General features: G+C 70.0%; 14 protein-coding genes. 2 read left to right on the top strand and 12 right to left on the bottom strand.

Features of this window, described 5'->3' with window-relative positions; genetic code table 11:
- Positions 1-60 precede the first annotated feature (60 nt).
- The 11 genes from yajC to pgsA all read right to left on the bottom strand — a co-directional run bounded on the left by yajC (position 61) and on the right by pgsA (position 8954).
- Positions 61-579 carry a preprotein translocase subunit YajC gene (yajC, locus tag OHS16_RS26790; protein WP_328539809.1) on the bottom strand — a complete coding sequence of 173 codons (519 nt, stop codon included), beginning with the start codon at positions 577-579 and terminating at the stop codon, positions 61-63.
- Between the two features lie 166 nt (positions 580-745).
- Positions 746-1837, bottom strand: coding sequence for a Holliday junction branch migration DNA helicase RuvB (ruvB, locus tag OHS16_RS26785; RefSeq protein WP_328539808.1), 1092 nt, complete (start codon positions 1835-1837; stop codon positions 746-748).
- A gap of 13 nt (positions 1838-1850) precedes the next feature.
- Positions 1851-2468, bottom strand: coding sequence for a Holliday junction branch migration protein RuvA (ruvA, locus tag OHS16_RS26780; RefSeq protein WP_328539807.1), 618 nt, complete (start codon positions 2466-2468; stop codon positions 1851-1853).
- Entirely contained in the window at positions 2465-2998 is a 534-nt protein-coding gene (ruvC, locus tag OHS16_RS26775) for a crossover junction endodeoxyribonuclease RuvC (protein ID WP_328539806.1), read from the bottom strand. Before ruvC ends, ruvA begins: the two co-directional genes overlap by 4 nt.
- Before the next feature lie 148 nt (positions 2999-3146).
- Entirely contained in the window at positions 3147-3899 is a 753-nt protein-coding gene (locus OHS16_RS26770; RefSeq protein WP_328539805.1) for a YebC/PmpR family DNA-binding transcriptional regulator, read from the bottom strand.
- A gap of 62 nt (positions 3900-3961) precedes the next feature.
- The gene (gene pdxT, locus OHS16_RS26765) at positions 3962-4555 is read right to left on the bottom strand and encodes a pyridoxal 5'-phosphate synthase glutaminase subunit PdxT (protein ID WP_328539804.1); all 594 of its coding nucleotides are present in this window, start codon (positions 4553-4555) and stop codon (positions 3962-3964) included.
- On the bottom strand, positions 4552-5523 hold the full coding sequence (gene pdxS / locus OHS16_RS26760) for a pyridoxal 5'-phosphate synthase lyase subunit PdxS (protein WP_328539803.1): 972 nt from the start codon (positions 5521-5523) through the stop codon (positions 4552-4554). Before pdxS ends, pdxT begins: the two co-directional genes overlap by 4 nt.
- A gap of 80 nt (positions 5524-5603) precedes the next feature.
- Positions 5604-6152 carry a hypothetical protein gene (locus tag OHS16_RS26755; RefSeq protein ID WP_328539802.1) on the bottom strand — a complete coding sequence of 183 codons (549 nt, stop codon included), beginning with the start codon at positions 6150-6152 and terminating at the stop codon, positions 5604-5606.
- 44 nt (positions 6153-6196) lie between these two features.
- Positions 6197-7393, bottom strand: coding sequence for a glycosyltransferase family 4 protein (locus OHS16_RS26750; protein ID WP_328539801.1), 1197 nt, complete (start codon positions 7391-7393; stop codon positions 6197-6199).
- Positions 7390-8292, bottom strand: coding sequence for a phosphatidylinositol mannoside acyltransferase (locus OHS16_RS26745; RefSeq protein ID WP_328539800.1), 903 nt, complete (start codon positions 8290-8292; stop codon positions 7390-7392). The genes OHS16_RS26750 and OHS16_RS26745 overlap by 4 nt, the downstream gene beginning before the upstream one ends.
- Positions 8289-8954, bottom strand: a complete 666-nt coding sequence (gene pgsA, locus OHS16_RS26740; protein WP_328539799.1) for a phosphatidylinositol phosphate synthase — start codon at positions 8952-8954, stop codon at positions 8289-8291. The genes OHS16_RS26745 and pgsA overlap by 4 nt, the downstream gene beginning before the upstream one ends.
- Positions 8955-9209: 255 nt before the next feature.
- On the opposite strand from pgsA, the gene OHS16_RS26735 reads away from it, so the two are divergent.
- Together OHS16_RS26735 and OHS16_RS26730 are read left to right on the top strand one after the other, a co-directional pair.
- Entirely contained in the window at positions 9210-11411 is a 2202-nt protein-coding gene (locus OHS16_RS26735; RefSeq protein ID WP_328539798.1) for an elongation factor G-like protein EF-G2, read from the top strand.
- A gap of 153 nt (positions 11412-11564) precedes the next feature.
- Positions 11565-13232 (top strand): hypothetical protein, encoded by a 1668-nt coding sequence (locus tag OHS16_RS26730; protein ID WP_328539797.1) that lies wholly within the window; start codon positions 11565-11567, stop codon positions 13230-13232.
- A gap of 80 nt (positions 13233-13312) precedes the next feature.
- Here OHS16_RS26730 and OHS16_RS26725 read toward each other — a convergent pair whose 3' ends face one another.
- The gene (locus OHS16_RS26725) at positions 13313-13870 is read right to left on the bottom strand and encodes an HIT family protein (RefSeq protein WP_328539796.1); all 558 of its coding nucleotides are present in this window, start codon (positions 13868-13870) and stop codon (positions 13313-13315) included.
- Positions 13871-13920 lie beyond the last annotated feature (50 nt).

Below are 13920 nucleotides of genomic sequence, written 5' to 3'. Positions count from 1 at the left end.
GCAGTGCACGGTCTCGGGGACCACCGGCGCACCGTCGGGCGCCGGTGGTCCCCGCGGGTGTTACTTCGCGTCGTCCTCGCCGTCGGCCTTGGGGGCCTTGGTCTCGGCCTGGTCGTCGCCGGTCTTGGCCTCGGCCGGGCCGGCGGCCGCCGCGCCGTCCTCGGAGTCCGCGATCTTGGCGGAGTCCGTGCTGTCCTCGTGGTCCGGGACGTCGTGCTTGCCGAGGTCGACCTTGGCGTCGTCCGACGTCTCGTCGGGGCCGGTCAGCGAGGAGGCGTCGTCAGGAACGACAGCGCCGTCGCCGTGGACGATGCGGTTGTACTCCTCGTCCTCGAGCACCGCGCCGATCGCGTTCTTGCCGTAGACGGCGTGCACGCCAGGGGCGATCTCGAGGAGGACCGAGTCTTCGTTGATCTCCTTGACGGTGGCGTACATGCCCCCGATCGTCCGGACGCCCGCGCCGGGCTGCATCTGATTGCGCATCGATGCGGCCGCCTGCTGCTTGCGCTTGGCGGACCGGGTCATCAGGAACATGGCCCCGATGAGCACGATGAAGGGGAGGAGGGTCACGAGACTCACGGGAGGGAACTTCCTTCGCACGACCGCGCTGATTCACGGCCTGATCTTCGGGGGCGGGGCATGCCGACTTGGAAGGGCGGCATCGGCGGAGTCTAAGCGAGTCCGCATCAATGGAACAACGCCCAGCATGGCACCGGGGTTCCTGCCCGTGCATCCCTGCGCGCCGTCACGCCCCGAAGAGACCCCCTTGTCCTATTCCCCCAGCGCTTCCGGCGCCCCCCTGTGGCGGTACGAGTCCCAGATGTGCCCAGGCGGCGGGTGTGGCCACCCGGCCGCGCGGGGTGCGGGCCAGGAGCCCTTCGCGCACCAGGAAGGGCTCGGCCACCTCCTCGACGGTCTCCCGCTCCTCCCCCACCGCCACCGCCAGGGTGGAGAGTCCCACCGGTCCGCCGCCGAAGAGTTTCAGCAGGGCCCGGAGCACGGCACGGTCCAGCCGGTCGAGCCCCCTGGCGTCGACCTCGTACACCGCGAGCGCCGCGCCCGCCACCTCACGGGTGACGACGCCGTCCGCCTCGACCTGGGCGTAGTCACGAACCCGGCGCAGCAGACGGTTGGCGATACGGGGCGTACCGCGGGAGCGTCCGGCGATCTCGGCGGCTCCTTCCCTGCCGATCTCCACATCGAGCAGCCGGGCCGAACGGTGGACGACCCGTTCCAGCTCGGCCGGCTCGTAGAACTCCATGTGCCCGGTGAAGCCGAAGCGGTCGCGCAGCGGGGGCGGCAGCAGACCCGCCCTGGTGGTGGCGCCGACCAGGGTGAAGGGCGGCAGCTCCAGAGGGATCGCGGTGGCGCCCGGCCCCTTGCCGACGATGACATCGACCCGGAAGTCCTCCATGGCCATGTAGAGCATTTCCTCGGCGGGCCTGGACATCCGGTGGATCTCGTCGAGGAAGAGGACCTCGCCCTCCTGGAGGGAGGACAGAATCGCGGCCAGATCTCCCGCGTGCTGGATGGCGGGGCCCGAAGTGATGCGGATCGGGGCACCCATCTCGGCCGCGATGATCATCGAAAGAGTGGTCTTGCCCAGGCCGGGTGCGCCGGAGAGCAGGACGTGGTCGGCGGTCGCGCCGCGCTGTCTGGCCGCCCTGAGGACCAGGTCCAGCTGGTGCCTGACCTTCTCCTGGCCGATGAACTCGTCGAGGTCCTTGGGGCGCAGCGCGGCTTCGACAGCCTGGTCCTCGCCATCGGCGCCGGATCCCACCAGGCGCTCTTCGGTGCCGGGAGCGGTTTGGTCCCACTCGTTCTGAGGAGGCAGCATGCGGGTCTCCCGATCAGCGGGCGCGGTTGAGGGTCTGCAGTGCGGCCTTGAGAAGCGCACCGATATCGGGTTCGCCCGCGGCCTCGGCCTGCGGGATGACGGCGGTGACCGCCTCTTCGGCGTCACGGGGCGCGTAGCCCAGGCCGACCAGCGCGGTGTGCAGCTGCTCGTTCCACGGAGCCGGACCCGGGGCGGACCGCTGCGCGGCGAGGTGGGCTCCGGTGCCGAGCGGTACCCCGAGGCGGTCCTTGAGCTCCAGCAGGAGCTTCTGGGCGCCCTTCTTCCCGATGCCGGGCACGGCGGTGAGCGCCTTCTCGTCGCCGGTGGAGACCGCGAGCCGCAGGGCGTCCGGGGTGTGCACGGCGAGCATCGCCTGGGCGAGCCGGGGTCCCACCCCGCTCGCGGTCTGGAGCAGTTCGAACACCTGGCGTTCGTCGTCGTCCACGAAGCCGTAGAGGGTGAGCGAGTCCTCCCGGACGACCAGGGAGGTGGACAGCTTGGCGGGCCGGCCGATACGCAGGGTGGAGAGCGTGTTCGGGGTGCACTGGACGGCCATGCCGACACCGCCGACCTCCACGACAGCGGTGTTGGGGGCCAGGGCGGCCACCGGACCGGAGACAAAGGCGATCATGCGGTACGGCCTTTCAGCGTGCGATGGGCGGCGACGGCCTGCTGCAGCCGGTTCTGGGCGGGGGCCCGCCAGATGTGACAGATGGCGAGTGCGAGTGCGTCGGCGGCGTCGGCCGGCCGGGGCGGCGCGTCCAGCCGCAGCAGCCGGGTCACCATGGCGCCGACCTGGGCCTTGTCGGCCCGGCCGCTGCCCGAGACCGCTGCCTTGACCTCACTGGGGGTGTGCAGGGCCACGGGGATACCTCGGCGGGCGGCGCAGAGCATGGCGACGGCGCTCGCCTGTGCGGTGCCCATCACCGTACTGACGTTGTGCTGGCTGAACACCCTTTCCACAGCCACGACTTCGGGCCGGTACCGGTCGAGCCACTCCTCGATGCCGCGCTCGACGGCGACCAGCCGGGTGCCGAGCTCGGCGTCGGACGGCGTGCGCACCACACCCACTCCGAGCATCGTCAGGGGGCGGCCCGCGGCGCCGTCGACCACGCCGACTCCGCACCGGGTCAGCCCCGGGTCCACACCGAGTACGCGCACGTGCCCCTCCCTCGCCCCCGGCGCCTTCGCGCTCGTTCGACCATGCGTTCCTGCGTTGTTGCAGGTTAGCCGGTGGCACCGACAACGCGGACGGGCCGACAGAGGTGTGTCCCTGTCGGCCCGCCGGTACCGCCTTGCTGAGCGCCTGTCAGGCGTCGATCTTCTCCATGACGTCGTCCGAGACATCGAAGTTGGCGAAGACGTTCTGTACGTCGTCGCTGTCCTCGAGTGCGTCGATCAGCTTGAAGATCTTGCGTGCGCCCTCTTCGTCGAGCTCGACCTGCATGGTGGGCATGAAGTTGGCCTCGGCCGAGTCGTAGTCGATGCCGGCATCCTGGAGCGCGGTGCGGACCGCGACCATGTCGGTGGCCTCGCTGACCACCTCGTAGGACTCGCCCAGGTCGTTGACCTCTTCGGCACCGGCCTCCAGAACGGCGCCGAGGACGTCGTCCTCGGCGAGTTCACCCTTGGGCACCAGTACGACACCCTTGCGGTTGAAGAGGTACGAGACCGAACCCGGGTCCGCCATCGAGCCGCCGTTGCGGGTCATCGCGACCCGTACGTCGGACGCGGCGCGGTTGCGGTTGTCGGTGAGGCACTCGATGAGCACCGCGACGCCGTTCGGGCCGTATCCCTCGTACATGATCGTCTGGTAGTCGACGCCGCCCGCTTCGAGACCGCCGCCGCGCTTGACCGCGGAGTCGATGTTCTTGTTGGGGACCGAGCTCTTCTTCGCCTTCTGGATGGCGTCGACGAGCGTCGGGTTGCCCTCGGGGTCGACACCGCCGGTCCGGGCGGCAACTTCGATGTTCTTGATCAGCTTCGCGAAGAGCTTGCCGCGCTTGGCGTCAACCACGGCCTTCTTGTGCTTCGTCGTAGCCCATTTAGAGTGGCCGGACATCTGCCTGTCTCCTTCGCGTAACCATTTCCTGGACGAACGCCAGAGATCCTACCGGGCGCCGGTCACCGGGCGTCGCGCACCATCTCCGTGAAGTACTGGTGCATCCGGTGGTCACCGGTGAGTTCCGGGTGGAACGAGGTGGCGATGGCGTTGCCCTGGCGGACCGCGACGATATGGCCGCCGTGCCGGGCGAGCACCTGGACCTCGGCGCCGACCGACTCGACCCAGGGCGCCCGGATGAAGACGCCCTCCACGGGACCCCCCTCGATCTCCTCGATCCCGACGGCGGCCTCGAAGGACTCGTTCTGACGTCCGAAGGCGTTACGGCGGACGATCATGTCGATACCGCCGAAGGTCTCCTGGCCCGAGCGCGGGTCGAGGATCTTCTCGGCGAGCATGATCAGACCGGCACAGGTGCCGTAGACCGGCAGGCCGGCGGCGATGCGCTCGCGCAGCGGCTCCAGCATGCCGAAGAGCGCGGCGAGTTTGAACATCGTGGTGGACTCGCCGCCCGGTATGACGAGCCCGTCGACCTCGGCGAGTTCATCGGGGCGCCGGACCGGCCTGGCCAGGGCGTCCGCCGTGGCCAGGGCGATCAGGTGCTCCCGTACATCGCCCTGGAGTGCCAGGACCCCGATGACGGGAGTGCTCATCACCAGCCCCGGTTCGCGTAGCGCTCGTTCTCGGGGAGGGTGTCGCAGTTGATGCCGACCATGGCCTCACCCAGGTTGCGGGAGGCGTCCGCGATGATCTTCGGGTCGTCGAAGAAGGTGGTGGCCTTCACGATGGCGGCGGCACGCCTGGCCGGGTCGCCGGACTTGAAGATGCCCGAGCCGACGAAGACGCCCTCGGCGCCGAGCTGGCGCATCAGCGCGGCATCGGCAGGGGTGGCGACACCACCGGCGGAGAAGAGGACCACCGGCAGCTTTCCGAGCTCGGCGACCTCCTTGACCAGCTCGTACGGCGCCCGCAGGTCCTTCGCCGCCGCGTACAGCTCGTTGTTGTCGTAACCGCGCAGCCGGGCTATCTCGTTCTTGATCTGGCGCAGATGACGTACGGCCTCGACGACGTTGCCGGTGCCGGCCTCACCCTTGGAGCGGATCATGGCCGCGCCTTCGGCGATGCGGCGCAGGGCCTCACCGAGGTTGGTGGCGCCACAGACGAAGGGGGTCGTGAAGGCGAACTTGTCGCTGTGGTTGACCTCGTCGGCCGGGGTCAGCACCTCGGACTCGTCGATGTAGTCGACACCGAGCGACTGAAGCACCTGGGCCTCTACGAAGTGCCCGATGCGGGACTTGGCCATGACGGGGATGGAGACCGCCTCGATGATCTCCTCGATCATGTTGGGGTCGGACATCCGGGCGACGCCGCCGTCCTTGCGGATGTCGGCGGGGACCCGCTCCAGCGCCATGACCGCGACGGCGCCCGCGTCCTCGGCGATCTTCGCCTGCTCGGCGTTGACCACATCCATGATCACACCGCCCTTGAGCTGCTCGGCCATGCCGCGCTTGACGCGTGCGGTGCCGGTGGCCGGAGTCTCGGTGGACCGGTCGGTGGTGGGAAGCGTGCTGGACACGGATGACCTCGCTCGGAGAAGACAGTTGTTGCAGCCCTGATGCAACATCCCGCGACCAGGCCACTGCAAGGGCCAATGCCCGGCCGGTGGATCGTTTTCGCGGTACGGGCAGTCTCCGGGGCCTTCGCTCAGGCACCTGGCCGGTCGGCAAGGGCGACCGGCGGCTCGTCGTCCATCTCGAAGGCCAGCGGGAAGGGCGCGTATCCGGCAAGCCGGAACCAGCGGACCTTGCGGTGCGTGCGCAGCGCACGGGCCGCGCGGATCGCGTCGTTGTGGAACCTCCGTGCCATCGGCACCCGCCGGACCGCCGCTGCCAGCTCGCTCGCGGCGTCCTCACCGCCCGGTGCCGCCCGGACCGCCTCGACCTGCGCCGGCTCGCCGAAGACGGCTCTCAGCGCCTGGCTGAGTTCACTCTCGGTCACCTCGCGCTGCTCCTCCTCGGCCTGCCGGGCCGCGTGCGCGGCCTGGTAGAGAACGATCGAGGCGGCAGGGTCGAGGACCCCGGATGTGGCCAGCTCCTGAGCGACCGACGCACGGCGCAGCAGCTGGGCGTCGAGCGCGGCCCTGGCGGCGTCGATCCGGGCGTGCAGCCGGTCGAGCCGCCCGGCGGTCCAGCTCAGATACAGGCCGCCCGCGAAGAGCGCGACGGCGATCCAGATGATCAGGGTTACGGTCACGGGCGGCAAGGCTACCGGGCCACGGTGCGGCCCCTGCCCGGGTGTCAGTCGCGGGCGAGGCCGAACCGGGCCCGCAGGCTCACCCGCTCGTCGGTGTCGACGGATGCCGCGCCGTCCGTCACCGTCTCGTAGACGGCCAGGATGTCCGCGCCGACCGTCGACCAGTCGAAGCGGCGCACATGGGCGCTGCCCCGTTTGCTCAGCTCCTCCCGGCGTGCGCCGTCGCGCAGCAGACCCACGGCGGCCGCGGCGAGTGCGTCCGGGTCCTCGTTGGCGAAGAGTTCACCGGCCGCGCCCTGGTCGAGCACCTGGGCGAACGCGTCCAGATCGCTGGCGAGTACCGGCGCACCCGCCGACATCGCCTCGACCAGGATGATCCCGAAGCTCTCGCCGCCGGTGTTCGGTGCGATGTACAGATCGACGCTCCGCAGCAGCCGTGCCTTGTCCTCGTCGCTCACCATGCCGAGGAACTCGACCCGCCCGCGCATCTCCTCCGGCAGGGTCGCCACGGCTTCCCGCTCGTCGCCCCGGCCGGCCACCAGCAGCCGGGTTCCGGGACACTCGGCGAGGATCTTCGGCAGCGCCCGCATCAGCACGGGGAGCCCCTTGCGCGGCTCGTCGATCCGCCCGATGAAGCCGATCGTGCCGCCGGACTGCGGCTTACTCCCGTCCGGGCTGCCCTGCGACTGCCACTCGGGTCTCGGCTCGGCCCGGTCGAAGAAGCCGACGTCGACGCCGTTGGGGATGACGACCGCGTCGCCCCCGAGATGCTCCACCAGGGTTCTGCGGGCGTACTCGCTCACCGCGATCCGCGCGCTGATCTTCTCCAGTGCGGGCTGCAGGATGGGGTAAGCGGCGATCATGGCGCGCGACCGCGGGTTCGAGGTGTGGAAGGTCGCCACGATCGGACCCTGCGCGGCCCAGCAGGCGAGCAGCCCCAGCGAAGGCGAGGTCGGTTCATGGATGTGGATCACGTCGAAGGTGCCGTCGTGCAGCCACCGCCGAACCCGGGCAGCGGAGATGAACCCGAAGTTCAGCCGGGCGACCGAGCCGTTGTACGGCACCGGAACGGCCCGTCCCGCGGACACGACATACGCGGGCAGCGGTGTCTCGTCGTCGGCCGGGGCCAGCACCGACACCTGGTGGCCGAGGCGGATCAGATGGTCCGCCAGGTCCCTGATGTGGAACTGGACTCCTCCGGGCACGTCCCAGGAGTACGGACAGACGATGCCGATCTTCACGAGGTCTCCCGGCGGGTCTCTAGGTCGGCGAGCCAGAGACGCTGCAGCATGTGCCAGTCCTCCGGGTGCTCGGCGATTCCGGTGGCGAAGGCATCGGCCACCGCCTGCGCCATCACAGACGTCTTTTCGGCGCGGGTACCTGTCTCGGGCACCTCGACCGGCGGATGGACCCGGCCGCGCATCACCGGTGACTCGTCGTACCAGAGGGTCACGGGCAGCAGCAGCGCACCCGTCTGCTGGGCCAGCAGCGCGGGTCCCGCCGGCATCCGGGTGGGCTCGCCGAAGAACTTCACCTCGACGCCGGACGCGGACAGATCACGGTCGGCCACAAGACAGACCAGGCCGCCGGCCCGCAGCCGCTGTGCCAGGGTGCCGAAGGCCGTGCCTCCGGTGTGCGGCAGCACCTCCATGCCCAGACCCTCGCGGTAGGCGACGAACCTGTCGTACAGCGTCTCCGGCTTCAGCCTCTCGGCGACCGTGGTGAAGGGCACCCCGAGCTTCGTGGTGACCCAGGCCCCGGCCAGGTCGTAGTTGCCCATGTGGGGCAGCGCGAGTATGACGCCCCGCCCCGCGGCGAGTCCCTCGGTCAGGTAGTGCACGTCCTTGACGTCGAACCCGTTCTTCACCCGGTCGGTGCTCCATGCGGGCAGCCGGAACGACTCCATCCAGTAGCGCATGTACGAGCGCATCCCGGCCTGCGAGAGACCTGCCAGCCGCGCCGGTGTCGCGTCGGGCACCACCCGGGCCAGATTCGACTCGAGCCGCAGCACGCTCTTGCCCCGGCGCTTCCAGACCGTGTCGGCGATCCGCCTGCCGAGACCGGCAGCCACCGGTTCCGGCAGCTTCCTGACCGCGCTCCAGCCGAGTCCGTACAGCGCGTCGGTCAGACGCTCCTTCATACCGCCTCGCTGTCCTGGGCCGCGGCGGCCGCCGTATCGGCCTCTGCGGACTCCCTGCGTACCGTCACGACGCGCTGCACCAGGGTGATCAGGCTGCCCACTGCCACGATCCACAGCGCGATCGGCAGCAGGATCTGGATGCCGGGCACCCCGAAGGCGTGCAGTCCGGCCAGACCGGCGGCGACGAGCGAGATGACCAGGCGCTCTGCCCGCTCGATCAGACCGTTGACGGCCACCGGCAGGCCGATCGACTCACCGCGGGCCTTGGTGTACGAGACCACCTGGCCACTGGCGAGACAGAAGATGGCGACGGCGCAGAGCACGATGTTGTCGCCGCTGCCCGCGTACCAGAGGGCGAATCCGCCGAAGATCGCTCCGTCGGCGACCCGGTCGAGCGTCGAGTCCAGGAATGCGCCCCAGCGGCTCGAGACGCCGGCCTGACGGGCCATGTTGCCGTCGATCAGGTCGGAGAAGACGAAGAGCGTGATGACGATCGTGCCCCAGAAGAAATCTCCCCGGGGGAAAAAGACCAGCGCACCCGCCATCACCCCGGCCGTGCCGACAAGAGTGACCGCGTCGGGGCTGACCCCGATGCGGAGCAGAAACGAGGCGAACGGCGTGAGGACACGCGTGAAGAATGCACGCGCGTACTTGTTCAGCATGGCCTTCCCGATGGGTCGGTGGGCCGCGCGGCCCCGTTGGCCACCGGCTGGCCCATCGTAGCCAGGACCGGCGGGCGCCACCGCCGGGCCCTCTCTCCGCCGGGCTGCCGTGCTGTTCCGGCGGGCGCACGTATGGACGCATCGTGAGCCGAGTGGAAAGCTCGAATGACCGCGGGCGCCACCGGTGCCGCCACGCACTGCGGCCCCTCCGCTGTCCGCGCCCTGACACCTCACCGTGCACGGGAGGCAAGAATCATGGGCGACAAGTCGAGCACGCACACCGGAGCCGCGGGCAGGGATCCGTCGGCCGGCCGGCCGGCGTCCGTGCGGAATGTGGTGCTGGTCGGCCACAGCGGTTCGGGTAAGACCACGCTGGTGGAGGCCCTGGCACTGACCGCAGGAGCGATCAACCGGGCCGGCCGGGTGGAGGACGGACAGACCGTCTCCGACTACGACGAGATCGAGCACCGCCGGGGGCGGTCGGTGCAGCTGTCCCTGGTGCCGGTCGAGTGGGACGGCATCAAGATCAACCTTCTGGACACGCCTGGATACGCCGACTTCGTCGGTGAACTGAGGGCCGGTCTGCGCGCTGCGGACGCGGCCCTTTTCGTGGTCTCGGCCGCCCAGGACGCCGGCAGCATCGCCGGGGCGACCCGCGCGGTGTGGGAGGAGTGCGCTGCCGTGGGGATGCCGCGGGCGATCGTGGTCACCCATCTGGACACGGCCCGTACCGGGTACGACGAGCTGACCGGAGTGTGCGGCCGCGTCTTCGGCGACGACCCCGACGCCGTGCTGCCGCTGTATCTGCCGGTGTACGGGCCCCAGGGGCCGGACGGTCATGCCCCGGCGACCGGGCTGACCGGCCTGCTCACCCAGCGGCTCCACGACTACTCGTCCGGGCGGTGCGAGGAGGTCCCGCTCGGGGACGCCCTGCGGGTGGCCGAAGAGGCCCGCAACCGCCTGATCGAGGGAATCATCGCGGAGAGCGAGGACGAGACCCTCATGGACCGCTATCTCGGCGGCGACGAGATCGACATCAAGATCCTCATCGGGGACCTGGAGAAGGCCGTCGCCCGCGGGGTCTTCCACCCGGTGCTCGCGGCGGCGCCCGCTGCTGACGGCACAGGTCAGGGCCTGGGCACCGTCGAACTCCTCGAGTTGATCACCCGTGGATTCCCCACCCCGCCGGAACGCGAGGCGCCGGCGGTCACCACCCCGGACGGCGCCGCCCGGCCGGCCGTCGGCTGTGATCCCGGCGGTCCGCTGGTCGCGGAGGTGATCAAGACGGCGTCCGACCCGTATGTGGGCCGGCTCAGCCTGGTGCGCGTCTTCTCGGGCACGCTGCGGCCGGACGAAGTCGTCCATGTGTCGGGGCACGGCATGACGGAACGCGGCCATGCCGATCACGACGTCGACGAGCGAATCGGTGCGCTCTCCGTACCCTTCGGCAAACAGCAGCGCACGCTCGGCCAGTGCGTGGCGGGTGACATCGCCTGCGTGGCCAGACTGACCCGCGCCGAGACCGGGGACACCCTGTCCGCCAAGGACGAGCCGCTGCTCATGGAGCCCTGGGTCATGCCGGACCCGCTGCTGCCGCTCGCCATCGAGGCGCACAGCAAGGCGGACGAGGACAAGCTCTCCCAGGGGCTCGCACGGCTGGTCGCCGAGGATCCGACGATGCGTCTCGAGCAGAACCCGGACACCGGTCAGCTGGTGCTGTGGTGTCTGGGCGAGGCGCACCTCGATGTGGCCCTCGACCGGCTGCGCGGCCGCTACGGGGTCCAGGTCGACGCGGTGCCCTACCGGGTGTCGCTGCGGGAGACATTCGGCGCACGGTCGGCGGGGCGGGGCCGGCACGTCAAACAGTCCGGGGGGCACGGGCAGTTCGCGATATGCGAGATCGATGTGGAGCCCCTTCCGCCCGGCACGGGGATCGAGTTCGTCGACCGGGTGGTGGGCGGCTCGGTGCCGCGGCAGTTCATCCCCTCCGTGGAGAAGGGGGTGCGGGCCCAGGCCGCGCGAGGTGTCGCGGCCGGCCATCCACTGGTCGACATCCGAGTCACCCTGCGGGACGGCAAGTCCCACTCGGTGGACTCGTCGGACGCGGCGTTCCAGACGGCGGGTGCGCTGGCACTGCGGGAGGCGGCCCTCGACGCCCCGATCCATCTGCTCGAACCGGTGGCCGAACTGAAGGTACTGGTGCCCGACGACTTCGTGGGCCAGGTGATCAGCGACATCTCGGGGCGGCGCGGCCGGGTGGTGGGCACCGAACAGACAAGCCCGGGGCGCACACTGGTACGCGCCGAGGTTCCGGAGATCGAGATCGGCAGATACGCCGTCGACCTCCGGTCGGTCTCGCACGGCACCGGGCGCTTCAGCCGCTCGTACGCCCGGCACGAACCCATGCCGCCGCAGGTGGCCGACCGGGTCCGCGAACAGGCGGGAAACGGCCTGTAGTCGACCCCTTCGTGCGCCCGGCTGCCTTGCGGCCGGCGGTCTTCCGGTGTCCCCTGACGGACGAGGAGTGCCACGGATACGCTGGGGCCGCAGCTCAGAAGGTGTGCGGAGCAAGGTAGTTGGGAACAGCCGCAGCAGCGGTTGAGTGCGGCGATGGGGGCAGCGGTGGCGAACGACGGATTCGACTTCATTCCGGGGGCACAGATCCCGCTCCAGGGATCCGCAGGCCAGACCGCTGCGACCCATGCGCTGGCCTCGGCGGCGTATCGGGACAGCCCGGTCGAGGACCTGCTCAAAGCGAACAACGAGTGGCACAAGACCCAGGTGAAGAAGGGCAGGTTCTCGCTCTTCGAGCCGAATCTGGGCGAGTCCTTCTCCCGCGCCGTACAGGTGAGGATGCTCGGCGGCACCCGCAAGCCGCTCATCCAGTCGTTCGGGACCGAACCCCAGACGGTGGTGGAGCACTGCCTGGCCGCGACCCGGATCCGCAAGGAGAGGGACACGAAGCTCACCCTGGTGATGACCGTCTTCGGGCTGGTGTTCCTGCCCGGGCTCGTGCTGTGGCTCGCCGTGTTCCAGCTGCGGCGCACCCTGGGCGGAGCCAGGAACCGCAGCGCCGGGGCGCTGGGCACCGTCCTGCTGGTCGGCGTCGCCGGGCTGGCGGTGCTCTTTCTGATCAAGCTGCCGTTCGGCGGTCCTCTGGCCCTTTATCTCCGGGCGATGATCGTCGCCCCCGCCATAGGGTGGGTCTGGGCCAAAAGGATCTGTGAGGGCACGGCGAAGGATCTGAGGGCCCGCTGGGAGGACCTGCTGTCCGGCGGCGCGGTCGGCGCCAAGATCCCCGAGGCCGTGCCGCGCAACCCCACCGAGACGGCAGCGGAGCGGCTGCGCCAGTCACTGGCGAAGCTGACCGCCGAGCAGCAGTCCAACGCGGTCTTCTACGCGGGGCCCAAGGGGATACTCGGCATGGGCACGCGCTGGGGCAGCTGGCAGCTCGCCGAGGAGCTCATCCCGCTCAAGGAGGGCACCGAGATCCACGGCTTCCGCAGCTGGGATGTCATCAGGGCGGTCCACGACCGGTTGCGGATGCTGGAGCGCGGTCCGCTGCACACCGGCGGTTTCCCCACCCCTTCCGTCAAGCACTGGATCGTCTCCCCCATCGGCGAGAACGCCGCCGAGGTGAGCCGGCCCGAAGGCGAGGACGTCGACGCCTTCCAGATCAAGGGCCACGAGATACAGCGGATCTGCAACGAGCAGCAGTTCGGCAGCGGCAACCGCCACTATCTCGGCGTGCAGTTCACCCTCTGGGACGGTCAGTTGGTGATCACCATGCTGATCACCGTCACGGTGCTGCACGAGACGCTGCGGATCGAGGTGACGGGGCACGCGCTGGGTCCGGTGCACGCGCTCTTCACCACCAAGCCCGCGCCGAAGACCATAGAGGTCAACAAGACCGTCAAGTTCTGGGAGACGACGGAGCGCCATCTGCCGCTGGTGGAGACGGACGAGGTCGTGCGGCTGGCGGCACGGGCCCCGCTCACCTGGTTCCCCGGGGTCCTCGACTGGGCAGGCGGCCGGATCACCCTGCCCGAGCCGTTCGGTATGCGGCACGCCTGGGCCGACAAGCCCTGGCGGCACCGGTTCATGGCCGATGACGCGATGCGTGCGGCGACACCGGTACTGCGGGCCGTCCACTCCGCTGCCATGCGGGTGCTCGACGAGCACGGGGTGAACACCGAGCGCTTCACCAGCCGCTCGCTGATACTCAGCGGCCTCGTCCAGGACGCGCCGCCGCGCCAAGCCGACGTCTACGACGCCTGACCACCTTCACGCGCCTGACGAACCGTTGCTCACCTGCGCCCGAGCCGCTCCCTCCGGAGCCGTTCGGGCGCAGCCGTCCGTCACACGGGCCAGGCGTCGGCGAGCATCTTCCGGGTGTCCGCCAGCAGCTGCGGCAGCACCTTGGTGTGCCCGACGACCGGCATGAAATTGGTGTCGCCGCCCCAGCGCGGTACGACGTGCTGATGCAGGTGCGCGGCGATCCCGGCGCCGGCGGCGACACCCTGGTTCATGCCGATGTTGAAGCCGTGCGCACCCGACGCGGTACGCAGCGCGGTCATCGCCTGCTTGGTGAAGGCGGCGAGTTCGGCGGTCTCCGGCACATCCAGTTCGGTGTAGTCGGCGACATGGCGGAACGGCACGACCATGAGATGGCCGCCGTTGTACGGGTAGAGGTTGAGCACCGCGTACACATGGAGCCCGCGCGCGACGACCAGACCGTCCTCGTCGGACTTCGACGGAATCGAGCAGAAGGGACACGCGTCGTCCGACCCCGGTCCAGTCGGCTTGTTCTCACCCCGGATGTACGCCATCCGGTGGGGCGTCCACAGACGCTGGAACGCGTCCTGAGTGCCCACTCCGATCTGCTGTTCCGGCTCACTCGTCATGCTGAGCAGCATAGGACTTCCCCCATTCGGACCGCGTCGCCGGGGCGCCGCGACGCCCCGGT

Origin of the sequence: Streptomyces sp. NBC_00344, assembly GCF_036088315.1 — a bacterium.
Classification (GTDB): Bacteria; Actinomycetota; Actinomycetes; order Streptomycetales; family Streptomycetaceae; genus Streptomyces.
This window is presented reverse-complemented; position numbering and strand designations above follow the sequence as displayed.